Annotated in this window: 19 protein-coding genes and 2 tRNA genes; 14 read left to right on the plus strand and 7 right to left on the minus strand. The window is 68.9% G+C overall.

Annotated features, from left to right (window positions below; genetic code table 11):
• Window positions 1-100: 100 nt before the first annotated feature.
• The 3 genes from QOZ99_RS15825 to QOZ99_RS15835 all read right to left on the minus strand — a co-directional run bounded on the left by QOZ99_RS15825 (window position 101) and on the right by QOZ99_RS15835 (window position 2,350).
• Window positions 101-176 (minus strand) — tRNA-Asn (locus tag QOZ99_RS15825).
• A gap of 91 nt (window positions 177-267) precedes the next feature.
• A complete protein-coding gene (locus QOZ99_RS15830) occupies window positions 268-2,067 on the minus strand; it encodes an ABC transporter ATP-binding protein (RefSeq protein WP_370876870.1) in 1,800 nt (599 codons plus the stop codon).
• 209 nt (window positions 2,068-2,276) lie between these two features.
• Window positions 2,277-2,350 (minus strand) — tRNA-Cys (locus tag QOZ99_RS15835).
• A 466-nt stretch (window positions 2,351-2,816) separates the two neighbouring features.
• Between QOZ99_RS15835 and QOZ99_RS15840 the strand changes: the two genes are divergently transcribed.
• From QOZ99_RS15840 to QOZ99_RS15860, 5 genes are all read left to right on the plus strand, one after another.
• A complete protein-coding gene (locus tag QOZ99_RS15840; protein ID WP_306890967.1) occupies window positions 2,817-3,479 on the plus strand; it encodes a protein-L-isoaspartate O-methyltransferase family protein in 663 nt (220 codons plus the stop codon).
• Window positions 3,480-3,660: 181 nt separating this feature from the next.
• Window positions 3,661-5,070: a TolC family outer membrane protein gene (locus QOZ99_RS15845; RefSeq protein WP_306891036.1), complete on the plus strand. Its 1,410-nt coding sequence runs from the start codon at window positions 3,661-3,663 to the stop codon at window positions 5,068-5,070.
• 429 nt (window positions 5,071-5,499) lie between these two features.
• A complete protein-coding gene (locus QOZ99_RS15850; RefSeq protein ID WP_306890968.1) occupies window positions 5,500-6,432 on the plus strand; it encodes a DUF2497 domain-containing protein in 933 nt (310 codons plus the stop codon).
• Between the two features lie 193 nt (window positions 6,433-6,625).
• Window positions 6,626-9,463, plus strand: coding sequence for a valine--tRNA ligase (locus QOZ99_RS15855; RefSeq protein ID WP_306890969.1), 2,838 nt, complete (start codon window positions 6,626-6,628; stop codon window positions 9,461-9,463).
• A 79-nt stretch (window positions 9,464-9,542) separates the two neighbouring features.
• Entirely contained in the window at window positions 9,543-10,256 is a 714-nt protein-coding gene (locus QOZ99_RS15860) for an MgtC/SapB family protein (protein WP_306890970.1), read from the plus strand.
• An 82-nt stretch (window positions 10,257-10,338) separates the two neighbouring features.
• Here the strand turns inward: QOZ99_RS15860 and QOZ99_RS15865 are convergent, their stop codons facing one another.
• A complete protein-coding gene (locus tag QOZ99_RS15865) occupies window positions 10,339-10,539 on the minus strand; it encodes a hypothetical protein (protein WP_306890971.1) in 201 nt (66 codons plus the stop codon).
• A 353-nt stretch (window positions 10,540-10,892) separates the two neighbouring features.
• Here QOZ99_RS15865 and ilvD point away from each other — a divergent pair, with 353 nt between their 5' ends.
• Together ilvD and QOZ99_RS15875 are read left to right on the plus strand one after the other, a co-directional pair.
• The gene (ilvD, locus tag QOZ99_RS15870) at window positions 10,893-12,620 is read left to right on the plus strand and encodes a dihydroxy-acid dehydratase (RefSeq protein WP_306890973.1); all 1,728 of its coding nucleotides are present in this window, start codon (window positions 10,893-10,895) and stop codon (window positions 12,618-12,620) included.
• Window positions 12,607-13,473, plus strand: coding sequence for a tetratricopeptide repeat protein (locus QOZ99_RS15875; RefSeq protein WP_306890974.1), 867 nt, complete (start codon window positions 12,607-12,609; stop codon window positions 13,471-13,473). Before ilvD ends, QOZ99_RS15875 begins: the two co-directional genes overlap by 14 nt.
• A 79-nt stretch (window positions 13,474-13,552) precedes the next feature.
• On the opposite strand, the gene xth is transcribed toward QOZ99_RS15875, so the two are convergent.
• Genes xth through QOZ99_RS15890 form a run of 3 tightly spaced genes read right to left on the minus strand, consistent with a single transcriptional unit; the run spans window position 13,553 to window position 15,501 of the window.
• On the minus strand, window positions 13,553-14,338 hold the full coding sequence (gene xth, locus QOZ99_RS15880; protein ID WP_306890975.1) for an exodeoxyribonuclease III: 786 nt from the start codon (window positions 14,336-14,338) through the stop codon (window positions 13,553-13,555).
• A gap of 36 nt (window positions 14,339-14,374) precedes the next feature.
• Entirely contained in the window at window positions 14,375-15,124 is a 750-nt protein-coding gene (locus tag QOZ99_RS15885) for a 5'-methylthioadenosine/adenosylhomocysteine nucleosidase (protein ID WP_306890976.1), read from the minus strand.
• Window positions 15,124-15,501, minus strand: a complete 378-nt coding sequence (locus tag QOZ99_RS15890) for a HesB/IscA family protein (protein WP_306890977.1) — start codon at window positions 15,499-15,501, stop codon at window positions 15,124-15,126. Before QOZ99_RS15890 ends, QOZ99_RS15885 begins: the two co-directional genes overlap by 1 nt.
• Before the next feature lie 93 nt (window positions 15,502-15,594).
• Between QOZ99_RS15890 and QOZ99_RS15895 the strand changes: the two genes are divergently transcribed.
• The 7 genes from QOZ99_RS15895 to QOZ99_RS15925 all read left to right on the plus strand — a co-directional run bounded on the left by QOZ99_RS15895 (window position 15,595) and on the right by QOZ99_RS15925 (window position 24,722).
• Complete coding sequence (locus tag QOZ99_RS15895; RefSeq protein ID WP_306890978.1) at window positions 15,595-16,797, plus strand: deoxyguanosinetriphosphate triphosphohydrolase; 1,203 nt, start codon at window positions 15,595-15,597, stop codon at window positions 16,795-16,797.
• A gap of 121 nt (window positions 16,798-16,918) precedes the next feature.
• Window positions 16,919-18,685, plus strand: coding sequence for an arginine--tRNA ligase (argS, locus tag QOZ99_RS15900; RefSeq protein ID WP_306890979.1), 1,767 nt, complete (start codon window positions 16,919-16,921; stop codon window positions 18,683-18,685).
• Window positions 18,686-18,774: 89 nt separating this feature from the next.
• On the plus strand, window positions 18,775-20,937 hold the full coding sequence (locus QOZ99_RS15905) for an SPOR domain-containing protein (protein WP_306890980.1): 2,163 nt from the start codon (window positions 18,775-18,777) through the stop codon (window positions 20,935-20,937).
• A 31-nt stretch (window positions 20,938-20,968) separates the two neighbouring features.
• Entirely contained in the window at window positions 20,969-21,985 is a 1,017-nt protein-coding gene (nagZ, locus tag QOZ99_RS15910) for a beta-N-acetylhexosaminidase (RefSeq protein WP_306891037.1), read from the plus strand.
• Window positions 21,986-22,004: 19 nt separating this feature from the next.
• Window positions 22,005-22,856, plus strand: coding sequence for a segregation and condensation protein A (locus tag QOZ99_RS15915; RefSeq protein ID WP_306890981.1), 852 nt, complete (start codon window positions 22,005-22,007; stop codon window positions 22,854-22,856).
• Window positions 22,853-23,581 (plus strand): SMC-Scp complex subunit ScpB, encoded by a 729-nt coding sequence (gene scpB, locus QOZ99_RS15920; protein WP_306890982.1) that lies wholly within the window; start codon window positions 22,853-22,855, stop codon window positions 23,579-23,581. The genes QOZ99_RS15915 and scpB overlap by 4 nt, the downstream gene beginning before the upstream one ends.
• Window positions 23,582-23,642: 61 nt before the next feature.
• Window positions 23,643-24,722 carry an ABC transporter ATP-binding protein gene (locus QOZ99_RS15925; RefSeq protein WP_306890983.1) on the plus strand — a complete coding sequence of 360 codons (1,080 nt, stop codon included), beginning with the start codon at window positions 23,643-23,645 and terminating at the stop codon, window positions 24,720-24,722.
• The last annotated feature ends 46 nt before the right edge of the window (window positions 24,723-24,768 follow it).

The raw sequence follows: 24,768 nt of genomic DNA on the forward strand, positions 1-24,768 counted from the left end.
CGGCTGGGGCAGCGAGCGGAGGCTGGAAGTCAAATTATCCAGCGACTTTCAGAATTCGGGAGGGTGCAGGAAAAGCTGAGCCGCCCCGGAAACGGGGGAGTGGCTCCCTGAGCAGGACTCGAACCTGCGACCATTCGATTAACAGTCGAACGCTCTACCAACTGAGCTATCAGGGACCGGAGGCGCCGAGCGCCTCGGAGGTGGGCGATATAGCAACGTGGTTCCCATTTGTGAAGCGGGAACCGCGTGGCCATGTGGATAACCTTGTCAGGCGCTGAGCCGCTGCTCCTGTCCGGCGAACTGAAGCTGGTGGAAATTGAAGTAGCGGCCGCGCCGCGCGATCAGCTCGTCATGGCGTCCGCTCTCGCTTACGCGGCCCTGATCGACCACGCAGATCCGGTCGGCATTGACCACGGTCTGCAGGCGGTGGGCGATCACGATGGTGGTGCGGTTCATCTGCAGCTGGCGCAGCGCGCGCTGCACTTCCGCCTCCGATTCGCTATCGAGCGCGGCGGTGGCCTCGTCCAGCAGCAGGATCGGCGCGTCCTTCAGGAAGGCGCGGGCGATGGCGATGCGCTGGCGCTGGCCGCCGGAGAGCTGCGTGCCCTGCTCGCCGACCTGGCTGCCATAGCCGTCCGCGAAGCCGCTGATGAAGTCGTGGGCATGCGCGGCGCGGGCTGCGGCGATGATTTCCTCATCGGTGGCCCCCGGCCGGCCGGTGGCGATGTTGTCGCGGATGGTGCCGGAGAACAGGAACACGTCCTGGCTCACGAAGCCGATGGCATTGCGCAGCGAGCGATAGGTAACCTGCGTGATGTCCTGGCCGTCGACGCAGATGCTGCCCGATTCCAGCTCGTAGAAGCGCTCCAGCAGGCTCATCACCGTGCTCTTGCCGCCGCCCGAGGGGCCGACCAGCGCGGTGGTACGGCCTCCCTCGGCAACGAAGCTGAGGCCGCGCAGCACCGGCTCGCCCTCGCGGTAGCCGAAATGGACGTCCTTGAACTCGACGCTGCCGCCCGCGAGCTTGAGATCCGCCGCGCCCGGCGGGTCAACCTCCACCGCCTTGCGGTCGAGAATCTCGAACAGCATCCGCGCGCCGAGCAACTGGGGCGTGATATCGATATTGAGGCGCGCGAGCCGCTTGGCCGGCTCATAGCTGAGCAGCAGCGCGGTGATGACCGAGAAGAACTCGCCCGGCGTGCGCCCGCCATGCAGCACGCCCCAGCCGGCATACATGATGACCAGGCCGACGGCGACGCCGCCCAGCGCTTCCATCAGCGGGCCGGACTGCGACTGCGCGCGGATCATGCGGTTGGAGGCCTTCTCCAGCCCGTCGATGCGCCCGTAGATCTTGGTGCGCATGTTGTCCTCCATGGTGAAGGACTTGACGGTGCGGATGCCCTGGAAGGCTTCGAGCGATTCGGTCATGATCTGCACGGCCGAGTGGAACTCGCGCTGGAAGATCTTCTGCACCTTGCGGATGAGGCTGCGCACGCCGCCGACCGCGATGGGCATCACCAGCAGGCCGATGAGCGCCATGAACGGATCCTGCGCGATCATCACGGCGGTGAGGCCGACCACCGAGAGGAAATCGCGGCCGATGCTGGTGATCAGGAGGTTCAGCACGTTGCGCGCGGCCTGGGCGCCGTTGCTGAAGCGCAGCATGATCTCGGCGGTGTGGCTGCCGCTGAAATAGGCGACGTCCTGCGTCAGCAGCCGGTTCAGCACGCGCTTCTGGTTGTCGGCGACGATGCGGTTGCCCACGCGCGAGAGCGAGACCGCCTGGCCGTAGGTGGCGAAGCCCTTGGTGATGCTCAGCGCCAGCACGGCGCCGGAAAGAATCCAGACGGCTGCCGAATTCTGCTGCACGAAGATTCGGTTGACCACGTCGCCCATGAGATAGGCGAGGCCGGACGTGGTTCCCGCCATGATGCCCATGAAGACGAAGGAAATGGCATAGCCCTTCCAGTGCCGGCGTCCGTCAGTCATTATCAGCCGCCGGATCGTGTCCCGGGTCTCGGGGCTGATTATGTTACGGAAGGCATTGGCCAGCTTGGTCGGCACCATCAGGCAGTTCCCTTGATATCGAGCGGTATCGTGAAAATACGGCACCTGCATGCACGCGTGCATCTGCGGCCGCCCCCCGGCGCGGCATCATCAACGACGTTCGGGGTGCGTTGTCAAACGTCGGCACGTCGCGGCCCGGCCTTGGCATGGCAGGCGACACGCGCCGCCGGCGGCCCATGAAACAGGCTGCCGGCGGCGCGCGCGTGAACTGGAGGCCACGGAGGGAATCGAACCCCCGTACGCGGATTTGCAGTCCGCTGCGTAACCACTCCGCCACGTGGCCGTCCGGGGCGACGATGCGTCGTCATCCGGATGACCGGGGCGCCTCATAACAGAGCCGTCCGGGATCGGCAACGGACCTTGCGCGGTTCTCAGCGGTTCTCCCGCGCCAGTTGGGGATGGCGCGCCGCCCCGCGCGGGGTTCAAAAGGCGAGCGCCGCCGGGACGCGCGCCGCGAAACCGTGGCGAGCCGCGAGGGAAACGTCGGGCCGGGCCGGCGGCGACGCCTTGTCGTGCAAGGGCAGATCGATCTTGGTCGTGCAAGGGCAGGTCGGTCTCGCACCGGCCGGTCTCGCACCGGCGGGGCGACGGCCGGGCGTTGAGCCCCGATATCGAAGGCCGGTATCGAAGGCCGTTATCGAAGGCTTGCATTGCGCGCGCGCGTGCCGCAATTCTGCTGCGGATTTTTACCCGCGCCGCGCTCCAGGGCCTTTGGGGAGCGGTGGGTGCAGCATCGAGGTTGTCCCCGAATGATCGATTTCGCTGAGATGCGTCGCGCCATGGTCGACGCGCAGGTGCGTGCCAACGATGTCACCGACCTTCGCATCGTCGCCGCCATGATGGAGACCCCGCGCGAGCGCTTCGTGCCCGCCGGGCTGCGCAACTTCGCCTACATCGACGACGACCTGCTGGTGAAGGAAGGCAATCCCTCGCGCTACCTCATGGAGCCGATGGTGCTGGCCAAGCTGCTGCAGGCGGCGGAGATCGGGCCGGACGCGCTGGTGCTGGATGTCGGCGCCGCCTCCGGCTACTCCACCGCCGTGCTGGCCAAGCTGGCGGGCCAGGTGGTGGCGCTGGAGGAAGATGCCGCGCTCGCCGCGCAAGGCTCCGCCGTGCTGGTCGATCTCGGCCTGCTCAACGCGGCCTATGTGCAGGGGACGATGACGGCCGGCTGGCCGGCCGAGGCTCCCTACGACGTGATTCTGCTCAACGGCTCGGTCGATTCGGCTCCGGAGACGCTGCTCGCGCAGCTCAAGCCGGGCGGGCGGCTGGTCGCCGTGCTCGGCCGGGGACGTGCTGGACGTGCGACTATATTTACCAAAACCACAGGTGGTATTGGCAGCCGCGTCGTTTTCGATGCCGCCGTGCCCACCTTGCCGGGCTTCGAGGCACGCTTAAGCTTTGTATTTTGAAGGGCTTGGCACCCCTCTGTGGCTGATCTGCCGCGTGTGCGATTAAATCGACGCGTCGGCCGGTCCAAAGGTTCACAGTTCGATAGCGACCACATATTCTGCCACCACGTGAAAATGAACATAGAGAGTCGCCCCAGGCAGGCGGCTCCGCATCGAACGAGCGTTCGCAGGGGTTTGGATGATGTGGCTGTCAGCTGCCGGGGGCAGGTTCTTCGCGTGCGCAGCGGTGATATGTCTTGTGGGGGTTTCGCATCCTGCCCTGTCTCAATCTCTCGATGAGGCATTGGCGGCTGCCTACAAGAATAATCCGACGCTGAACTCGCAGCGCGCCGCAACGCGCGTCACCGACGAATACGTGCCGATCGCTCTGGCGGGCTATCGCCCGCAGATCTTCGGCACGGCGTATTATGGAACGCAGTGGAGCGAGTCGAAGGTGGGCAGTTCCACCCTCTCGTCCCAGAACGTCAGCGGGACCACACACTCAACGACCTGGCCGTATGGCGTCGGAGTGACGATCAGTCAGACCATCTATGATGGCCTGAAGACGGCGAACTCGGTTCGCAGTGCCGAATCGCAGGTGCGCGGCCAGCGGGAACTGCTGCGCAACACCGAGCAGCTGGTGCTGCTCGACGCGGCGACCGCCTATATGAACGTGCTGCAGAATTCCGCGCTGCTCGAATTGCAGAAGCAGAACCTGCAGGCCCTGCGCGAGGAATTGCGCGCCGCCCGGGACCGTTTCTCGGTGGGTGAAATCACCCGCACCGACGTGGCCCAGGCCGAGGCGTCCGTCGCCACTGCCCAGAGCGAACTCGCGCTGGCCGAATCCAACCTGAACACCTCCAATGCGGTGTTCTTCCAGGTCATCGGCCTGCGCCCGACCAAGCTGACGCCGGGACGTCCGATCGACGGCCTTCTGCCCAAGACGCTGCCGCTCGCGGTGGAAACGGGCCTCGGCAAGCATCCTGCCATCAAGTCGGCGCAGTTCGCCGTCGATGCCGGTCTTTCCAACGTCAAGGTGGCCGAAGCGGCGCTTTCGCCGACGCTGACCCTCAATGGGCAGGCATCGTCGGACTATAACAGCCAGACCTACGTCCAGCGGACGACCTCCGCCGCGGCCACGCTGAATCTCAACGTGCCGATCTATCAGGGCGGCGCCGAGTTTGCGAACATCCGGCAAAGCAAGGAAACGCTCGGGCAGTTGCGCATCGAGGTGGACGTCAACCGCGAGCAGGTGCGCGCCAACGTCGTTCAGTACTGGGGCGCGTTGCAGGCCTCCAAGGCCGCCATCGAGTCGGCGCAGGCTTCCGTCGCGGCGAACGAGATCGCGCTGCGCGGCGTGCGCGAGGAATGGCGTGTCGGCCAGCGCACCACGCTTGACGTGCTGAACGCGCAGACCGCGCTGTTCAACGCCCGCGCAAGCCTCGTCACCGCCCAGCGCGACCGCGTGGTCGCCTCCTACGCCGTGCTGTCGGCGACGGGCGACCTCAATGCGACCCGGCTCGGGCTGAAGATCGCGACCTACAATCCGAAGGTTCACTACGAGCAGGTCCGCGACGCCTGGGTTGGCGTGCGCACCCCCGGCGGCGATTGAGCCACCGGCCCGGAAGCGGGCGGCTTCGCGGGACGGCATTCGCGAGACACGATACGGGGCGGCGGTGAGCCGCCCCTTTTTCGTGCGGATCTGTCCGTCGTCTCGGTGTGCCCGGCACTCCCGGCCATGTGCCGACTTGTGTGCATGCGGGGCGGGCAGGGCGGTCAGCAACTCCTTGGTCGAATGACCGGCGCCGCGTCTCCTGCACCGCCTCTCCTGCGCCGCGTCTCCCGCGCGGTTGTCCGGCACCCTGTCCGCGCGGGGCGATGGAACCTGTGTGTGGGGGTGCTCTTCTCCACAATGACCGCCGGCCTGCGCGTGGCGCCATGCTATAGGCGGTGTCATATTTACGAAGCGTTCACGAGTGATTCGTGCGGGTCGCGCGGTTTTTGAGACGGCGGCGCGGCGATTCGAGACTGGATTTTGGACATGTCGGCGAATGCACGGGCCAGTGAGCCGTCGATGGAGGAAATACTCGCCTCCATCCGGCGCATCATCTCGGACGATGTTGCCGGTGACCCACTTTCCGCGCCGGCTGAATCGTCGCGGGTCGAGACGGCCACGAACTCCCGGTCGCGCGCTGCCGAGCTGCCGCGCGGGGAGGGGGAGCCGTCCGGCGATGCGCTCGCGGCTGAACCGGCAGCGGCCTCCCGGAGCGAGGAGGCCGCTTCGGCTTCGTCCGCCGATGATCTGGCCTATGCGTCTCTCGAAAATGAGCCGGTCGGCGATGCCTTCGACCTGCGCCACGGTTCGTTTGCGCCCGACGGGTTCGCCGGATTTCCGGACGTGGCCGATGCCGTTGATGCGGCAGTGTCGTCTCGCGCCGTCGAGGGCTCGCTGGTGCTGTCGGGGGCAGCGGTAAATGATGACCTTCGCTCCGCTGTCGCGCCCCGCTTCGCGGACGGCATGACTGATATTCCGGCGTCGCTGCGCGCCGCCTTCGCCATGATTGAAGCTACATCCGTTCCGGAGACCGCCGACATGCAGGTGCCTGCCAAGCCCGTCCCCGTTTCGTCGCGTGCATACGCCGCCGAGCCGGCGGAAGACATTCGCGCGCCCGAGGCCAACGCGGGCAGCCGCTTCGCCGAGCCCCGCTTCGCTCCCTCGCTGCGTTCGGTCGCCGCCGAGGCGCCGGTCGCCGAGGGCAGCTCGCGGCTGGTGTCGAACATCACCACGGCCGCGGTCTCCAACGCCTTCGGCACGCTGGCGCGCACCGTGGCATCGAACTCGCGGACGGTGGACGACCTCGTCGCCGAAGCGGTCCGTCCCATGCTGAAAGCGTGGCTGGACGAAAACCTGCCGACGCTGGTCGAGCGGCTGGTGCGGGCCGAGATCGAGCGCGTCACCCGCCAGGGCCAGTGATCCGACGCTGATGACGGGCGCACCGGCGGGTTTTCCTCCGGTGCGCTTCCGGGCGACCTGCCGCGTGTGGGTCCGCTGCCCTCACCGGGCGCTTTGCCGGCCGTCGCGGATGCGTTGACGGTTTGGCGTGTTGACTCGAGGCCAAGGCTCCGCTTTCTCTCGCACCCGTTCAATTCGAGGTGCCGGAGCCAAAATGCTCGACAACAGGTTCGATCCCGCCGCCGTGGAAGACCGCATCTACCGCACATGGGTGGAGGCCGACGCGTTCAAGGCCGGTCGACCCGAGCGGGCCGGCGCCGATCCCTATTGCATCGTCATCCCGCCGCCCAACGTCACCGGCTCGCTCCATATGGGGCACGCGCTCAACAACACGCTGCAGGATATTCTCTGCCGCTTCGAGCGCATGCGCGGCAAGGACGTGCTGTGGCAGGTGGGCACCGACCATGCCGGCATCGCCACCCAGATGGTGGTCGAGCGCCAGCTTGCCGAACGCCAGCTGCCCGGCCGGCGGGAGATGGGGCGCGGCCCCTTCGTCGACCGCGTCTGGGCGTGGAAGGACGAATCCGGCGGCACCATCATCAACCAGCTGAAGAAGCTGGGCGCCTCCTGCGACTGGTCGCGCGAGCGCTTCACCATGGACGAGGGGCTCTCGCGCGCCGTCGTCAAGGTGTTCGTGCAGCTCTACAAGGAAGGGTTGATCTACAAGGACAAGCGCCTTGTGAACTGGGACCCCAAGTTCCAGTCGGCCATTTCCGATCTTGAAGTGCTGCAGGTCGAGGTGAAGGGCCACCTCTGGCACTTCCGCTACCCGCTCGCCGATGGCGTGACCTATCAGCATCCCATCGTCTTCGATGAGGATGGCCAGCCCTTCGAGTTCGAGACGCGCGACTATATCGTCGTCGCCACCACGCGGCCCGAGACCATGCTGGGCGACACGGCGGTGGCGGTGCACCCCGAGGATCCGCGCTATCAGGGCCTGGTCGCCGCCGGCGCGAAGGTGCGGCTGCCGCTGGTCGGCCGGCTGATTCCCATCGTTGCCGACACCTATTCCGACCCGACCAAGGGCACCGGCGCGGTCAAGATCACCCCGGCGCACGATTTCAACGACTTCGAGGTCGGTCGCCGGCATGCGCTGGCGATGATCAACGTGCTCGACGCCGAGGCGCGGCTCGCGCTGAAGGGCAATGCCGAATTTCTCGATGATGCCGCGCCCGGCGCGGATCTCGATATCGTGCTGGCGCTGGACGGCCAGAGCCGGGAGGCCGCGCGGAAGGCCGTGGTCGCGCTGTTCGAGGAGCGCGGGCTGGTCGACAAGATCGAGCCGCACACCAACATGGTGCCCCATGGCGACCGCTCCAACGTGGTCATCGAGCCCTGGCTGACCGACCAATGGTATGTGGACGCGCATACGCTGGCCCAGCCTGCGCTGGCCGCCGTGCGCGAGGGGGCGACCTCCTTCGTCCCGAAGAATTGGGAGAAGACCTATTTCGACTGGCTGGAGAACATCCAGCCCTGGTGCGTCTCGCGGCAGCTGTGGTGGGGCCACCAGATCCCGGCCTGGTACGGGCCCGATGGCACGGTGTTCGTCGAGGAGACCGAAGAGGCGGCGGTCGCCAGCGCGCTCGCTCATTGCGTGCAGGCCGGCATCATCACCGATGAGGAGGCCCGCGAACTGGCGGGCGACCCCGACAGGCGGGCGGCGCTGATCACCCGCGACGAGGACGTGCTCGACACCTGGTTCTCCTCGGCCCTGTGGCCCTTCTCGACGCTGGGCTGGCCGGACGAGACCTCGGAACTGAAGCGCTTCTACCCGACCTCGGTGCTGATCACCGGCTTCGACATCATCTTCTTCTGGGTGGCCCGGATGATGATGATGGGGCTGCATTTCATGGACGGCGAGGTGCCGTTCAAGGACATCTACATCCACGCCCTCGTCCGCGACGAGAAGGGCGCCAAGATGTCGAAGTCCAAGGGCAACGTCATCGATCCCCTGTCGCTGGTTGACCAGTACGGCGCCGATGCGCTGCGCTTCACCCTCGCCGCCATGGCCGCGCAGGGCCGAGACATCAAGCTCGCGACCAGCCGTGTCGAGGGCTACCGTAACTTCGCGACCAAGCTGTGGAACGCCGCCCGCTTTGCCGAGCTGAACGAGTGCCGGCGCGACCCGGCCTTCGATCCGCGCAATGCGGAATCGACGCTCAACCGCTGGATCATCAGCGAGACCCAGAAGGCGGGCGCCGAGATCACCGCGGCGCTGGAAGCCTACAGGTTCAACGAGGCGGCGGGCGCGGCCTACCGCTTCGTGTGGAACATCTTCTGCGACTGGTATCTCGAACTCGCCAAGCCGGTGTTCATGAGCGAAGGCTCCGGCTGGAAGGGCGAGACGCGGGCCACCACGGCCTTCGTGCTCGACGAGATCCTCAAGCTGCTCCACCCCTTCATGCCCTTCCTCACCGAGGAATTGTGGGCGCGCACCGCCGAGACCGGCGCGCCGCGCACGGGGCTTCTGGTGCTGGCGCCGTGGTCGAGCCTCACGGGGCTGGACGCGCCGCAGGCCGAGGCGGAGATTGGCTGGCTCATCGAACTGGTGATGGAGATCCGCTCCGTCCGTGCCGAGATGAACGTGCCGGCCGGCGCGCAGATCCCGCTCGTGCTGGTGGGGGCCAGCGAGGAGGCGAAGGCCCGCATCGTCGTCTGGCACGACGTGCTGGTGCGCCTGGCGCGGCTGTCGGGCGTCGCGTTCGAGATGGAGGCGCCGGCCGGCTCGGTGCAGGTGGTGGTGCGCAGCGAGACGGCGGCGCTGCCGCTCGCCGGCATTATCGACATGGACGCGGAAGCCGCACGCCTTGCCAAGGAACTGGCCAAGGCGATGGACGACGTCGCCAAGGTCGACGCCAAGCTCGGCAATGCCGACTTCATCAAGCGGGCGCCCGAGGAGGTTATCGAGGAGCAGCGCGAGCGGCGCGAGACGGCGCAGGCGCGCGCCGCGCGCATTCGCGAGGCACTGGTGCGGCTCAGCAAGGCGGCCTGAGCCGGGCGGCGGGGGCCGGCTGGGCTGAGCACGGCCGGGCAGGGCTGATACTGGGGCCGGAAACGGCGGAGAATCGACGATGCCGTTCATCGAGAGCTTCAACGCGGGCGACTTCCTCGCCACGCTGGTCAGCCTGCTCGCCGCGTTCGGACTGGGCACGCTGATCGGCGCCGAGCGCCAGTATCGCCAGCGTACCGCGGGGCTGCGCACCAATGTTCTGGTGGCAATCGGCGCCTGCCAGTTCGTCGACATGGCGATGCACCTTGCCGGCCCGGACGGAGCGGTGCGTGTCGTCGCCTATGTCGTCTCGGGCATCGGCTTTCTCGGCGCCGGCGTCATCATGAAGGAGGGCGCGAATATTCGCGGCCTCAACACGGCGGCGACGCTGTGGTGCTCGGCGGCGGTGGGGGCCTGCGCGGGCGCGGACCTCATCGCCCAGGCGGTTCTGCTGACCGCCTTCGTGCTGGCGGGCAACACCATGCTGCGCCCGCTGGTCTCGGCGCTGGAGCGCATCCCGCGCTCCGAGGAATCGACCGAGGCGACCTATGGCGTCAACGTGGTGACGCGCGCCGACCCCGCCGAGTTGCAGGGCAAGCTCTCGGCTCTGCTGGACAAGGCGCAGTTCCCGGTCGATGTGATCGAGCCGACCGAGCGGGCGGATGGATCGGCCGAGCTGCGGGCGACGCTGGTCAACACCTCGGTGCGGATTTCCGAGCTCGACGCCGTCGTTGCCCGCATCCGCCATTTGCCCGAGGTGGTGTCGGCCACCTGGACGCGCAGCGCCGCCGACTGAGCGAACCCTTGCCGCGGCGGGCAGGCGAGCGGCGGGGAGGCGAGCGGCGAGGAGGCGAGCGGAGGGTCAGGCGAGCGGAGGGTCAGGCGCCGGGCGGCGTGCCGCCGGCGGATGGTGCCACCGGCGCGGCCGCTGATTGACGCTCCATGCGATCCAGTTCCGCGCGCAGCCGCTCGATGACGTCGGCGGCCTCGGAAAGCTCGTCCTCCACCTTGTCGCGGCGGAACTGATCGAGATCGGCGGCCATGGCCCGCAGGCGTTCGACGATGTTTCCGCTCGACATGTCCGTCTCCTCAAGTGTGGCCCAGCCGGGCAAAGAGTTTCTGCGCGCCGCGCATTGAAACCCGGCTCACGTCACGAAAACGCGGGGAAACCGGGCCCATAAGTGCCTCCGCTGCGGCCGCTCATTGGCCCTCGCGAGGCCGTGGCGACCGCTCGATATCTAAGAAATCTCCTATCGCTGATTTGTGACTCGTCGGCAACACCGTCATGCATTCGCAACCATGTTCCGAAGCGTCGTCCGCCATGCCGTGAAGCCGCCACAAACCGGCACGAAATCCGACGGATAGACGGAGGAAAGTAATTTCCGGGTGTGGTCACCCGAGAATAACTCCGCACCGGGATGCTCGACCAGAAATGGAAGTCAGGACCATCATCGACAAGCGGCATTTGCCCAGTCGTCACGTAACGGAAGGGCCGGCGCGGGCGCCGCATCGGTCCTATCTGTACGCGATGGGTCTGACGCGCGAACAGATTCACCAGCCGCTGGTCGGCGTGGCCTCCTGCTGGAACGAGGCCGCGCCGTGCAACATCTCGCTGATGCGCCAGGCGCAGGCGGTGAAGAAGGGCGTTTCCGCCGCCGCCGGCACGCCGCGCGAGTTCTGCACCATCACCGTCACCGACGGCATCGCCATGGGCCACGAGGGCATGAAGGCCTCGCTCGCCTCGCGCGAGGTGATCGCCGACAGTGTCGAACTCACCATTCGCGGCCATGCCTATGATGCGCTGGTCGGCTTGGCGGGCTGCGACAAGTCGCTGCCCGGCATGATGATGGCGATGCTGCGCCTCAACGTTCCCTCGATCTTCATCTATGGCGGCTCCATCCTGCCCGGCTCGTTCCGCGGACAGCCGGTGACCGTGCAGGACATGTTCGAGGCGGTCGGCAAGCACTCGGTCGGCCTGATGTCGGATGACGACCTCGACGAACTGGAGCAGGTCGCCTGCCCCTCGGCCGGAGCCTGCGGCGCGCAGTTCACCGCCAACACGATGGCGACCGTGTCCGAGGCGATCGGCCTCGCGCTGCCCTATTCGGCCGGCGCGCCCGCGCCCTACGAGATCCGCGACCGCTTCTGCATGGCGGCGGGCGAGCAGGTGATGGACCTCATCGCCCGCAACATCCGCCCGCGCGACATCGTCACGCTGAAGGCGCTGGAAAACGCCGCGACCGTGGTCGCCGCGTCCGGCGGCTCGACTAACGCGGCGCTGCACCTGCCGGCCATGGCGCATGAGGCCGGCATCAAGTTCGATCTGTTCGACGTCGCCGCGATCTTCAAGCGCACGCCCTATATCGCCGACCTCAAGCCCGGCGGGCGCTATGTCGCCAAGGACATGTTCGAGGCCGGCGGCATTCCGCTGCTGATGAAGACGCTGCTGGAGCACGGCTTCCTGCACGGCGACTGCCTCACCGTGACCGGCCGCACCATCGCCGAGAATCTCGCCTCGGTGAAATGGAACCCGCATCAGGACGTGGTGCGCCCGGCCAATGATCCCATCACCGTCACCGGCGGCGTGGTCGGCCTCCAGGGCAACCTCGCCCCGGACGGCGCCATCGTGAAGGTGGCGGGCATGAAGAACCAGAAATTCACCGGCCCCGCGCGCTGCTTCGACGGCGAGGAGGCCTGCTTCGAGGCGGTCACCAACCGTGCCTATGAAGATGGCGACGTGCTGGTCATCCGCTATGAGGGCCCCAAGGGCGGGCCGGGCATGCGGGAAATGCTCTCCACCACCGCCGCGCTCTACGGGCAGGGCGCGGGCGACAAGGTGGCGCTGATCACCGACGGACGCTTCTCCGGCGCCACGCGCGGCTTCTGCATCGGCCATGTCGGGCCGGAAGCGGCGGTCGGCGGGCCGATCGGGCTCATCCGCGACGGCGACATCATCACCATCGACGCTATCGAGGGCACGCTCGACGTGGCGCTCTCGGACGAGGAATTCGCGGCCCGCAAGGCGCAGTGGAAGCCACGTCCGTCGCCCGTCGGCTCGGGGGCCATCTGGAAGTTCGCGCAAGCCGTGGGACCCGCCCGTGACGGGGCGGTCACCCATCCCGGCGGCGCGGCAGAGACATCGTGCTATGCGGATGTTTGAGCGTTCATCTCTCCTCGCCCTGATGGGCGCTCTCGCCGCGGTGGCGCTCGCGCCCGTCGCCGCGCTGGCGTTCGACGGTTCGACCGACACCGCCGCCGGCCCCGCGCTTCCCAAGGCGGTGGTTCCCGGCGTCGTGGCGCCCGCGAAAGTTCGTCCGCTGGAGGAAGCCGTGCGCTTCGGCACGCAGGCGCTGCGGTCCGGCGACATGGAGAAGGGCATCGATTCGCTGCGCTACGCGGCCGACCAGGGCCATGCCGGCGCGCAGTGGAAGCTCGGGCGCATGTATGCCGAGGGCGAGGGCGTCGAGCGCAACGACATCAAGGCGTTCGAGTATTTCACCCAGGTCGCCAACATGCACGCCGACGACAACCCGTCGACGCCGCAGGCCCGCTTTGTGGCCGATGCCTTCGTGGCGCTGGGCGCCTATTATCTCGAAGGCATTCCCAACAGCAAGGTGCGCCGCGACCCCGGGCGGGCGCGCGACATGTTCGCCTATGCCGCCTCCTATTTCGGCGATCCGGAAGCGCAGTATCACCTTGCCCGTCTCTATATCGACGGCGACGGCGTCTCGCGGGATCCCCGCTTTGCTGCGCGCTGGCTCGGCTTGGCCGCGCACAAGGGCCAGTACCAGGCGCAGGCGACGCTCGGCGGGCTGCTGTTCAAGGGCGATGAGGGCGTGCCCCGCCAGGGCGCGCGCGGCCTGATGTGGCTGACCCTGGCGCGCGAGGCGGCCGCCGGCCCGGACGACAAATGGGTGGTCGACCTCTATGACGACGCGTTCTCGACCGCGGATTCGGACGAGCGCGCCATGGCGCTGGTCTATCTCGAACAATATGTGAAGACGGGCCGCTGAGGCGGTCCGCGCGTCTCCCGGACCGGGAGAGGTGCCCGCAAGGGCCGGGGGTGGATGCGCTCGCCTGCGCCGAAAGCCCTTACTTGAAGGCGAGGTCCGCCCAGACAGGCACGTGGTCGGACGGCTTCTCCCAACTGCGCACGTGCTTGTCGATGCCCACCGCCGCCAGCCGGTCGCTGGCCTGCGGCGAGAGCAGCAGGTGATCGATGCGGATGCCGTTATTCTTCTGCCAGGCGCCGGCCTGATAATCCCAGAAGCTGTAGAGTCCCGGCGCGTCGCTCGTCGCGCGCAGCGCGTCGGTCAGGCCGAGATTGATGAGTTCGCGGAAGGCGGCGCGGGTCTGCGGCAGGAACAGCGCGTCATGCACCCAGGCCTCCGGATGGGCGGCGTCCTCGGGTTCCGGGATGACGTTGAAGTCGCCGCACACCACGAGCGGCTCCTCGAAGGCGAGCCGGCCGGCCACATGCGCCTTGAGCCGGGCCATCCAGTCGAGCTTGTAGGGATATTTCTCGCTGTCGACCGGGTTGCCGTTCGGCAGATAGAGGCCGCATACCCGCACCACGCCCTCCGCCGTCGACACCACCACCTCGATGAAGCGCGACTGCACGTCGCCATCCCCGCCGGGCAGGCCGGTCGTCACCTCGTCGAAAGGCAGGCGCGACAGCACGGCGACGCCGTTGAAACCCTTCTGGCCGTGCACGGCAACATTGTAGCCCAGCCCCTCGAACGCCTCGCGCGGGAACTGCTCGTCCTGGCACTTGATCTCCTGCAGGCACACGACATCCGGCCGGGTTTCGTTGAGCCAGGTGATCATGTTGTCGACCCGGAGCCGGATGGAATTGATGTTCCAGGTGGCGATGCGCATCGGCGGGCCTTCTGCAGTCGTGAATCGGCGCGTACTCTATAGCACCGGCAGCAGCCGGCGGACGATGAGCGCGGAGGACAGCGCCACTTCCTCGATGAACAGCCGGAAGTCGAAATGCGACTGCGCGCCGGCAAGGTCGGAGAGCGCGCGGATCACCAGCCAGGGCACGCCGAACGCCGCGCAGACCTGCGCCATGGCGGCGCCTTCCATCTCCACCGCCGCCCCGCCGAGTTCGCGGAACAGGCGCTCGCGCAGGCTTTCGCTGCCGACGAACTGGTCGCCGGTGAGCACCCGGCCGACATGCAGGCGCGGCGCTCGGGCGGAATCGGTGGAGGAGAGCGGGGCCAGCACGAGATCGGCCAGCGCGCCCTGCACGCGGGCGAGCAGCGCCGCATCGGCGGCGAGGCCCAGCCCTTCATGCGGGCTGAAGAAGGGCAGGTGTCCCGCCTGATAGACGGTGAAGCCGGCCTCCGAGTGATAGCCGGCATCATGCTGCACGACGTGATCGGCGATGACCACGTCGCCCACCGCAAGCTCCGGGTCGAGCCCGCCGGCAATGCCGGAGAACAGCACCAGCCGGCAGCCGAATCGCTCGATCAGCAGCGTCGCCGCGATGGCGGCGTTCACCTTGCCCATGCCGGCCTCGGCCAGCACCACCGGCGCCCCATCGAGGCGGCCGGCGTGAAAGCGCATGCCGGCCGCCTCGGACATTTCCGGGGCGATGAGATTGTCGGCGAGATAGGCCAGCTCCTGCGGGATCGCGCAGAGCACGCCGACCGGGGTCATCACAGGGCGAAGCTGGTGCCGCAGCCGCAGGACGCGGTGGCATGCGGGTTGTTGATGCGGAAGGACGCGCCGATCAGGTCGTCGACGAAGTCGAGCTGCGATCCCGACATGTATTCCAGCGACACGGGGTCGATGACCACGCGCGCCGCCTCATCGCCGAGCAGGATGTCGTCCGCCTCGCGCGCGGTGGTGATGTCGAACTTGTACTGGAAGCCGGAGCAGCCGCCCCCTTCCACGCTCACCCGCAGCACGCTCTCGGGCGGCTCGCCCTTGAGGATCTCGGCAATGCGGCGAGTGGCGCTGGCGGTGACGCCGACGCTGGGGGGCGGAGAGGGGAGTTCGGTGGAACCGGCCGAAATCGACGGGCTGGCGCTCATGTCGCGTGCCTTCGGGTTGAATATGACTTAACCCGATAGTTAAGTGCTGCCGCCCCCGAGTCAAAGGGGGATCATTGCAGGGGAGGTCCGCGCATGGCGGTGGCCGGAGCACAGCCGCGCGCGCCATGGGCGTCGAACGCCGAGGAAAGCCGGGGGCGCCTGTTTCCCGAGCCGGATGCGGGCAGCCGCAGCGCCTTTCGCCGCGACGCGGACCGCATCATCCATTCCTCCGCCTTCCGCCGGCTCGCCTACAAGACGCAGGTCTTCTCCTATCACGAAGGCGACCATTTCCGGACCCGGCTCACCCACACGCTGGAAGTGGTGCAGGTGGCGCGCTCCATTGCCCGCGCGCTGGGCCTCGACGAGGACCTCGCCGAGGCGCTGGCGCTGGCGCATGATCTCGGCCATCCCCCCTTCGCCCATGCCGGCGAGCGCGTGCTGGACGCCTGCATGGGGGCCTATGGCGGCTTCGATCACAATGCGCAGTCGCTGCGCGTCGTCACGCGGCTGGAGAATCGCTACCCCGATTTCGACGGGCTGAACCTTAGCTGGGAGACGCTTGAGGGCATCGTGAAGCATAACGGGCCGCTCACAGGCCCCTTGCCGCACGCCATCGAGGTGCATGCCGAGCGGCAGGACCTGTGGCTGTGGAGCTGGCCCGGCGCCGAGGCGCAGGTTGCCGCCATCGCCGACGACATCGCCTATGACGTGCACGACCTCGACGACGGGTTGCGTGCCGGGCTGTTCGACATCGAGGAATTCGCCTCGCTGCCGCTGATCGGCGACATCATCGCCGACATTCGCACCCGCTGGCCGGATATCGACCGGGCGCGGTTCATCCACGAGATCGGCCGACGGGTCATCACCGCGCTCATCGAGGACGTCGTCGCCGAGACAAGCCGGCGCGCCGCGCTGACCCAGCCCGCCAGCGCCGATGCGGTGCGCCATTCCGGGGCGGCGCTGGTCGGCCTGTCGCCGAGGCTGGTGGCGGCGGAGCGGGCGATCAAGGCCTTCCTGTTCCCGCGCATGTACCGCCATCCGCGCGTGATGGCGGAGATGAACGCCGCCGGCGAGGTCGTGCGCGACCTGTTCCACCGCTACATGGACGACACCGCCGCGCTGCCGCCGGAGTGGCGTGCCAGCGTCGCCGGGCGCACCGAGGGCGCGCGGGCCCGGCGCATCGCTGATTTCATCGCCGGCCAGACCGACCGCTACGCGCTGGCCGAGCACGGACGGCTGTTCGGCCCCTCGCCCGCGCCACGCGCCGTCGCGCCGGGGCGTCACGGCGTGGCCTGATGTGGCGCGGGCCGGTGGGAGGCGCGGCAAAGATTGGTCGCTTTTGACTTGCCGGTTGAACTGGGGTAGCGCCAGCCGCCGCGTCGCCTCATAAGGGCCTGCCGTGCCGGGAGTTTGCTGAATGAACCTTTTCGCGATCTTCGCCGATCATCTTCGCGCCGTCGTCGGTGCGCTGGCGGTCGAGGGCATCCTGCCCGCCGGGCTCGACGTCTCGCGCGTCGTGGTCGAGCCGCCGCGCGACCCGAGCCATGGCGACCTCGCCACCAATGCCGCCATGGTGCTGGCCAAGGACGCGCGCCTGAAGCCGCGCGATCTCGCCGACCTGCTGGCGGCCCGGCTCGGGGCCATAGCCGGCGTGCGCCGGGTGGACGTGGCCGGCCCCGGCTTCATCAATATCGCGCTGGACGGTTCTTTCTGGCCGCGCGTCCTCGCCGCGGTGCTGACGCAGGGGCGCGCCTATGGCAGCGGCTCGATCGGGGCCGGCGCGCGGGTCAATGTCGAATATGTCTCCGCCAACCCGACAGGGCCGATGCATGTCGGCCATTGCCGGGGGGCGGTGTTCGGCGACGCGCTCGCCAACCTGCTCGCCTTTGCCGGCTTCGCGGTGACGCGCGAATATTACATCAACGACGCCGGCGCGCAGGTCGACGTGCTCGCCCAGTCCGCCTATCTGCGCTACCGCGAGGCGCTGGGCGAGACGATCACCATCCCCGAGGGGCTCTATCCCGGCGATTATCTCAAGCCGGTGGGGCGCGACCTCGTCGCCAAATACGGCCGGACGCTGCTGGACAAGAGCGAGGCCGAGTGGCTGCCGCTCGTGCGCATCATCGCCATCGACGACATGATGGCGATGATCCGCACGGATCTGGCCGCGCTCAATATCCGCTTCGATCTCTTCTTCTCCGAGCGCACGCTGCACGCCCGCGTGGGGGGCAATTCCTCGATCATCGATCGGCTGATGGACGATCTGCGCGCGCGCGACCTCGTCTATCAGGGCAGCCTGCCGCCGCCCAAGGGCGCGCCGGTGGAGGACTGGGAGGACCGCGAGCAGACGCTGTTCCGCGCCACCCAGTTCGGCGACGAGATCGACCGGCCGCTGGTGAAGTCGGACGGCGCCTATACCTATTTCGCCGCCGACATCGCCTACCACAAGGACAAGTTCGATCGCGGCTTCCGCCAGATGATCGACGTGTGGGGCGCCGACCATGGCGGCTACATCAAGCGCATGCAGGCGGCGGTGAAGGCGGCCACGGCGGGCGAAGGGCATCTGGACGTCGAGATCTGCCAGCTGGTGCGCCTGCTGCGCAATGGCGAGCCGGTGAAGATGTCCAAACGCGCCGGCACCTTCGTCACGCTGCGCGACGTGGTCGAGGAGGTGGGCGTCGATCCCGTGCGCTTCATGATGCTCTACCGCAAGAACGACGCGGTGCTCGATTTCGACCTCGCCAAGGTGGTGGAGCAGTCGCGCGACAACCCGGTATTCTATGTCCAGTACGCCCATGCCCGCGCGCGCTCGATCCTGCGCAACGCAAAGGAAGCTTTCCCGGATCTGCCGTTGGAGCCAGCTGCCTTTGCGCAAGCCGAACTGTCGCGGCTCGACGATGAAGGAGAGGTGGGGCTGGCCAAATTGATCGCCGCCTATCCGCGACTGGTTGATCAGGCCGCAGCGGCGCGCGAGCCGCACCGGGTCGCGTTCTATCTCTACGATTTGGCCAGTGCGCTTCACGGGCAGTGGAATCGCGGCAAGGACTTGCCACATTTACGCTTCATTATAGAAGATGATCGAAATTCAACCTATGCTCGACTCGCTTTGGTGCATGCGGTTGCGCTGGTCATCGCTTCAGGACTCTCTATCCTTGGAGTCGATGCTCCCGAGGAGATGCGGTGAGCAGCCGCGTCGGCGTGGCGGGTGTGCCGCCGCGGTGATGCCGTCTCCGGCGGCGGTATAGAGAGACGCAGCGAACGGGTTCGGTGAACATGGCCAACGACACAACGCGCAATCGGCAGGAGAACCCGGCCGAGGATCCGCTTGCCGAACTGGCGCGCCTGATGGGTCAGGAGGACGAGTTCGCCGATCTGCTGCGTCAGCTTCCGGCGACGCGTCCGGCGGCCCCGGCCAGCGGCGCGCCCGCGCCGGCAGCGGCGGCCCCGCGCGCGCCGATGCCGCCGCGTCCGGCACCGACCCGGCCTGTCGCGCCGCCGACGGGCGGGCGCCCGGCAGCGCCGCCCCCGCCGAGTTCCTTCTCGGCGCTGGCAGCTGAAGCTTATTCCGAGCCCCCGCGTCGCCCCGCCGCGCCGCCGCCGCGTCCCGAGCGCCAGTCGCTCGAAGATGCCGCGCGCGATCTCAATCGCAATTACGTGCGCCCGGAGCGCCCCGTCGAGCGTCCGGTGGAGCCGCGCGGGTATGAGCCGCGCCCGCCGCTGGATCCCCGCCTGTCCCAGGATCCCCGCCTGTCCCAGGATCCCCGCCTGTCCCAGGATCCCCGCCTTGCCCACGATTCGCGGGCAAGCGAGCCTCGAATCACGGAACCTCGGATCACCGAACCTCGGGCCGCCGAGCCGCGGATCAGCGAGCCGCGCGCGCCGGAGGCCCGGGCTGCCGATCCGCGCCTCGCCCGCGAATCGCGGGTGCCGACGGAACCCCGTCATGAGCCGCGTGCCCCGCAGGAGTTTCGTGCCCCGCAAGAGTTTCGTGCCCCGCCGGAGCCGCGCGTCGCGCCGGAATTCCGCGCGCCGCAGGAGACTCGCACGCAGCAGGAGACTCGCACGCAGCAGGAGGCTCGCGCGCCGCAGTTGCGCGCGCCGGATCCGCGTCCCGCAGCGCCCGTGGCGCCGCGTCCCGCTCCCACGGCGCCGGTTGCCGGTTTCGTGCCGCCCAATTTCTCCGACAGCGCCGCCGATGCCGTCTCGCGCGCGCTGGCCGAGCCTTTCGACTTCGACGATGAGCCCCGTCCGGAGCCCCATCCGGAGCCCCGTCCCGAGCCGCGTCCGCGAACGGAGCCTGTGGCCGAGACCGCGCCGCCGCCGGCCTGGATGAGCCGGGGCGTGCCGGGCGCTGCGGCCGCCGCGCCCACCACGCGCGCCGAGGCGCCGGCCTCCCGTGGGTTCAGCGCCGCCGAGGAAGCCTATGACTATGGCAGCTCGGCCGTCGCGGAAGAGACCTATGAGGACGAGCCGGCGGACGGCGCGGGCTATGATGTCGAGGAAGAGGAGGCTCCCCGTCGCGGGCGCGGCCGCCTCCTTCTGGTCGGCGCGGCCGTCGTCATCCTGTTGGGCGGCGTCGCGGCCGGCTATGTGCTGCTGTCGCGCTCGAACGGCTCCTTGACCGGAAGCGGCGGCGAGCCGCCGATGATCCATGCCGAGGGCGGCCCGACCAAGGTCGTGCCGGACAAGGCCGCGCAGGAGCCCTCCGCCACCGGCGAGAAGCTGATCTATGACCGGGTCGGCGGCAACGCCACCACGGGCAAGGAGCAGGTTGTCTCCAGCGAGGAGCAGCCGGTCGATGTCTCGCAGGCGGCCCAGCCGCGCGTGATCCCGACCCCGGCAGCTCAGGCGTCCGGCAGCAATCCCGCCACCGAGCCCAAGCGTGTGCGCACCCTGACCGTGCGCGCCGACGGCACCATTGTCGAGGATGCGTCGCCTGCGCCGGTCCCGGGCGGCGCTCCTCCGGTCTCGTCATCGCAGCCGACCGCCTCCACGCCGACCGCCTCCACGCCCATCGCCCTGTCCGCCGGCTCGGGCGCGCCGGTGTCGACGGATCCGACCCCCTTGTCGGCCCGGCCGTCCATCGTGCCGAACGTGCCGGTGCCGCCGGTTCGCCCGTCGCAGATGCCGCCGGCCACCACCGCCACCGCCGCTGCCGCTCCGGTGGCTGCGGCCGCCACGGGCAATGGCGCCTTCGTCGTGCAGGTGGCTTCGGTGCCGTCGGAGGCCGACGCCCAGGCGGCGTTGCGCAGCGCCCAGTCCCGCTTCGGCAGCCTGCTGGCCGGCCAGGCCGGGGCGGTGCGTCGCGCCGATCTCTCCTCGGGCGGCGTCACCTATCGTGCGCAGGTGGGTTCCTTCGCCAACCGCGCCGATGCGGTGAGCCTGTGCGAGGCGCTCAAGGCGCAGGGCGGTTCCTGCCTCGTCCAGCGCAACTGATCGAGCGGTGCCTTCGTTCATGTCCGCATCCGTGCCGCCCCGTGCCTTCATCACCGGTTGCGCCGGCACCCGGCTCAGTGTCGAGGAGGAGGCCTTCCTTCTCGACACGGCCCCGTGGGGCCTCATCCTGTTTCGCCGCAACATCGAGACGCCGGCCCAGGTCGCCGATCTGGTGCGGGCCTTTCGCGCGCGTGTCGGCCGGCCGGACGCGCCGGTGCTGATCGACCAGGAGGGCGGGCGCGTGCAGCGGCTGGGCCCCCCGCACTGGCCGGTCTATCCGCCCGCGTCGGTCTTCGCCGATCTTGCCGAGAGAGAGGGCGCGGCGCGCGGTGCCGAGGCGGCCCGGCTCGGGGCGCGGCTGATGGCGCAGGACCTTGCGGCGCTCGGCATCAATGTCGATTGCGTGCCCTGCGCCGACCTGCGCCTGCCGGAAGGCCACGGCATCATCGGCGACCGCGCCTATGGTGACACGCCGGAGCAGGTGGCCGCGCTGGCGCGGGCGGCGGCGGAAGGGCTGATCGCCGGCGGCGTGCTGCCCGTGCTGAAGCACATTCCCGGCCATGGCCGCGCGCGTGCGGACAGCCATGAGAGCCTGCCGGTGGTGGAAACCTCCCGCGCCGAGCTGGAGGCGACCGATTTCGCGCCGTTCCGGCTGCTGGCCGACCTTCCCCTCGCCATGACCGCGCATGTCGTCTACGCCGCGATCGATCCCGAACATCCCGCCACCACCTCGACGCGGGTGATCGAGGAGGTCATTCGCGGCCATATCGGTTTCGATGGCGCGTTGATGAGCGACGACCTCTCCATGGGCGCGCTGGCCGGCTCGCTGGCGAGCCGCGCGCAGGCCGCCTTCGCGGCGGGCTGCGATCTCGCGCTCCATTGCAATGGGCGGTTGGAGGAGATGCGCGACGTGGCCGCCCATTCCCCCCGGCTGGACGGCGACGCGGCGCGGCGCTGCGCGGCGGCGCTGGCGTGCCTCGCCCCGGTGGCGAGCCTCGAACTGGCGCAGGCGCGCGCGCGTTTTTCGGATATGATCGCGCCATCCTGAACGGTGGCCGCAATTTCAGATGGACCAAAGCCAGTTCGCGTTCGAGCCGGAGCCGCTTCGTCCGGCGGAGGAATCCGCCTTCGTCATCGATGTCGACGGTTTCGAGGGGCCACTCGATCTGCTGCTGGCGCTGGCGCGCACCCAGAAGGTGGACCTGTCGCGCATCTCCATTCTGGATCTGGCCGAGCAGTACCTCACCTATGTCGAGGCGGCCCGGAGCATCCGGCTGGAACTCGCCGCCGATTATCTGGTGATGGCCGCGTGGTTGGCCTATCTCAAGTCACGCCTGCTGCTGCCCGAGCCGCCACGGGAAGAGGGCCCGAGCGCCGCCGATCTCGCTGCCGATCTCACCGAGCGGCTGCGCCGGCTGGAGCGGATCCGTGCCGCGGCGGCGCATATGGCGACGCGTGACCGTATCGGACACGACGTATTCGCGCGCGGCGCGCCCGAGCCGCTGACGCGCTCCGGCGTGCCGGTGTTCGAGGCCACGCTGTATGACCTGCTCGCCGCCTATGGTGCCCAGCGCCAGCGCGCCGCGCTCTCGCAGGTGCGTTTTGCCCCGCGCAACGTCATCGCGCTGGCGGATGCCCGGGCGCGGCTGGAGCGCCTTCTCGGCCGCCTCGCACTCGGTGGGGAGTGGGCGCGGCTGGACGGCTTCCTGATCAACTGGATCGCCGACCCCAAGATGCGGGCCACCGCACTGGCCTCGGGCTTCTCCGCGACGCTGGAAATGGTGCGGGAGGGCCTTGTCGACGTGCAGCAGGAAAGCGCTTTCGCACCGATCTGGATCCGCACCCGGCCGGCGGCGGAGGGCGCGCCACGACCCGCCGGTGACGGCGGCGGCAGGGAACCGGGCGAGGAGGAGGCGTGAGCGGCGAGGCGGCGCGGGAGCCGCAGCCCACGCGCGAACCGGCCCCGGCGCCGCATCGCCCCACCGCGCTGCGCCTTGTCGAGGCGATGCTGTTCGCCGCCGGCGAGCCGCTGGACGAGGCGACGCTGATGGCGCGCCTGCCCGAGGGGGCGGATGTGCGGGCGCTGCTGGCCGAACTCGCCGCCGATTACGCGCCGCGCGGCGTCAACCTGGTGCGGGTGGCCGGAAAATGGATGCTGCGCACCGCGCCCGACCTCGGCTTCCTGCTGGCCCGCGACAAGCCGGAACCGCGCCGCCTCTCGCGCGCGGCGCTGGAGACGCTGGCCATCATCGCCTATCACCAGCCGGCGACGCGGGCGGAGATCGAGGAAATTCGCGGCGTCTCCACCAACAAGGGCACGCTCGACGTGCTGCTCGCGGCCGGATGGGTGCGGCTGCGCGGGCGCCGGCGCAGCCCGGGGCGACCGGTGACCTATGGCACCACCGAGACCTTCCTGGTGCATTTCGGCCTCGATAGCATCCGCGACCTGCCCGGCCTTGACGAGCTGCGCGGTACCGGCCTGATTGACGCGCGCGTCTCCGCGGGCTTAACCGTGCCGCTGCCCAATGACGATGCCGCGCTGCAGGACGACGAGGACCCGCTCGAACCCGATTTCGACCTGTCCCTCGCTCCCGAGCCCGATTCCGAGCCGGAAGGCGAGGAAGGCGGGGACGAGCCGGGCTGATCGGGCCGCACAGGCCGCCGCCGGACCCATGGCACGAAACGCAAGGCCCAAGGATTCCCCCATGCAGCAGGCGCTGGCACGCACCCCGGTCTCGCTCGCCAACCGGCTGACGCTGGACGATGTCACCCATGCCTATGGGGAGCGGCCGTCGGTGCGCGGAATCTCGCTCGTCGTGCATCCCGGCGAGATTGTCTGCCTGCTCGGCCAGTCCGGCTGCGGCAAGACCACGCTGCTGCGGCTGATCGCGGGCATCGAGCGCCCGACCGGCGGGCGGATCCTGCTCGACCGCACGGTGCTGGCCGGGCCGGGCACCTACGTGCCGCCGGAGAGGCGCAATATCGGCTTGGTCTTTCAGGATTATGCGCTGTTCCCGCATCTCACCAACCTGCAGAACGTCGCCTTCGGCCTGCGGGCGCTGAAGCCCGAGGAGGCGCAGGGGGAGGCGCTGCGGGCGCTGCAGCGCGTGCGGCTGGAAAACCACGCGGGCAGCTATCCCCATGCCCTGTCCGGTGGCGAGCAGCAGCGCGTGGCACTGGCCCGCGCGCTCGTGCCGCGCCCCGGCATTCTCCTGATGGACGAGCCGTTCTCGGGGCTCGACAGCCGGCTCCGCAGCAGTGTGCGCACCGAGACGCTGAACGTGCTGCGCGAGGCGGGCGCCACCTGCATCATCGTTACCCACGATCCCGAGGAGGCCATGCGGCTGGGCGACCGCATCGCGCTGATGCGGCAGGGTCGCTTCGTTCAGGTCGGCACGCCGGAGGAATTGTACCGGCGGCCGGTTGATCTTCAGGTCGCGCGTTTTTTCAGCGAAATCAATGAGGTGGAGGGAAAGGTCGAGCGCGGGCGGGTTCACACGCCGCTCGGCAGCTTCCAGGCGCCGGGTCTTGCCGAGGGCGCCCGGGCGGTGGCGGCGATCCGCCCGCAGGGCGTGGATCTCAAGGCGCCCGGCTCGGGCACGCCCGGCCGCGTGGTGGTGCACCGGTTCCTCGGGGAACTCGATCTCTACGAGGTCGCGGTGGAGGGGGTGGACCGCCCGCTCGTGGCTCGGCGCCGCACCCTGGCGGGGCTGTTTCGCGGGCATGACGTAGGCGTGCACATAGATCCGGCGGAAGTCCTTGTCTTCGCCGCAACCGGCCCTTAGTGTCCGCTCCTGATTGCAGAGCGCGGCCGCGAGGGGCCGACTGCGC

This window comes from Ancylobacter amanitiformis (genome assembly GCF_030814815.1).
Lineage (GTDB): Bacteria > Pseudomonadota > Alphaproteobacteria > Rhizobiales > Xanthobacteraceae > Ancylobacter > Ancylobacter amanitiformis.

Bases quoted from the DNA above. Each gene is read 5' to 3' on its own strand.
- QOZ99_RS15830 (WP_370876870.1), bottom strand. From the start codon at position 2,067: ATGGTGCCGACCAAGCTGGCCAATGCCTTCCGTAACATAATCAGCCCC.
- QOZ99_RS15840 (WP_306890967.1), top strand. From the start codon at position 2,817: ATGATCGATTTCGCTGAGATGCGTCGCGCCATGGTCGACGCGCAGGTG.
- QOZ99_RS15845 (WP_306891036.1), top strand. From the start codon at position 3,661: ATGTGGCTGTCAGCTGCCGGGGGCAGGTTCTTCGCGTGCGCAGCGGTG.
- QOZ99_RS15850 (WP_306890968.1), top strand. From the start codon at position 5,500: ATGTCGGCGAATGCACGGGCCAGTGAGCCGTCGATGGAGGAAATACTC.
- QOZ99_RS15855 (WP_306890969.1), top strand. From the start codon at position 6,626: ATGCTCGACAACAGGTTCGATCCCGCCGCCGTGGAAGACCGCATCTAC.
- QOZ99_RS15860 (WP_306890970.1), top strand. From the start codon at position 9,543: ATGCCGTTCATCGAGAGCTTCAACGCGGGCGACTTCCTCGCCACGCTG.
- QOZ99_RS15865 (WP_306890971.1), bottom strand. From the start codon at position 10,539: ATGTCGAGCGGAAACATCGTCGAACGCCTGCGGGCCATGGCCGCCGAT.
- ilvD (WP_306890973.1), top strand. From the start codon at position 10,893: ATGGAAGTCAGGACCATCATCGACAAGCGGCATTTGCCCAGTCGTCAC.
- QOZ99_RS15875 (WP_306890974.1), top strand. From the start codon at position 12,607: ATGCGGATGTTTGAGCGTTCATCTCTCCTCGCCCTGATGGGCGCTCTC.
- xth (WP_306890975.1), bottom strand. From the start codon at position 14,338: ATGCGCATCGCCACCTGGAACATCAATTCCATCCGGCTCCGGGTCGAC.
- QOZ99_RS15885 (WP_306890976.1), bottom strand. From the start codon at position 15,124: ATGACCCCGGTCGGCGTGCTCTGCGCGATCCCGCAGGAGCTGGCCTAT.
- QOZ99_RS15890 (WP_306890977.1), bottom strand. From the start codon at position 15,501: ATGAGCGCCAGCCCGTCGATTTCGGCCGGTTCCACCGAACTCCCCTCT.
- QOZ99_RS15895 (WP_306890978.1), top strand. From the start codon at position 15,595: ATGGCGGTGGCCGGAGCACAGCCGCGCGCGCCATGGGCGTCGAACGCC.
- argS (WP_306890979.1), top strand. From the start codon at position 16,919: ATGAACCTTTTCGCGATCTTCGCCGATCATCTTCGCGCCGTCGTCGGT.
- QOZ99_RS15905 (WP_306890980.1), top strand. From the start codon at position 18,775: ATGGCCAACGACACAACGCGCAATCGGCAGGAGAACCCGGCCGAGGAT.
- QOZ99_RS15915 (WP_306890981.1), top strand. From the start codon at position 22,005: ATGGACCAAAGCCAGTTCGCGTTCGAGCCGGAGCCGCTTCGTCCGGCG.
- QOZ99_RS15925 (WP_306890983.1), top strand. From the start codon at position 23,643: ATGCAGCAGGCGCTGGCACGCACCCCGGTCTCGCTCGCCAACCGGCTG.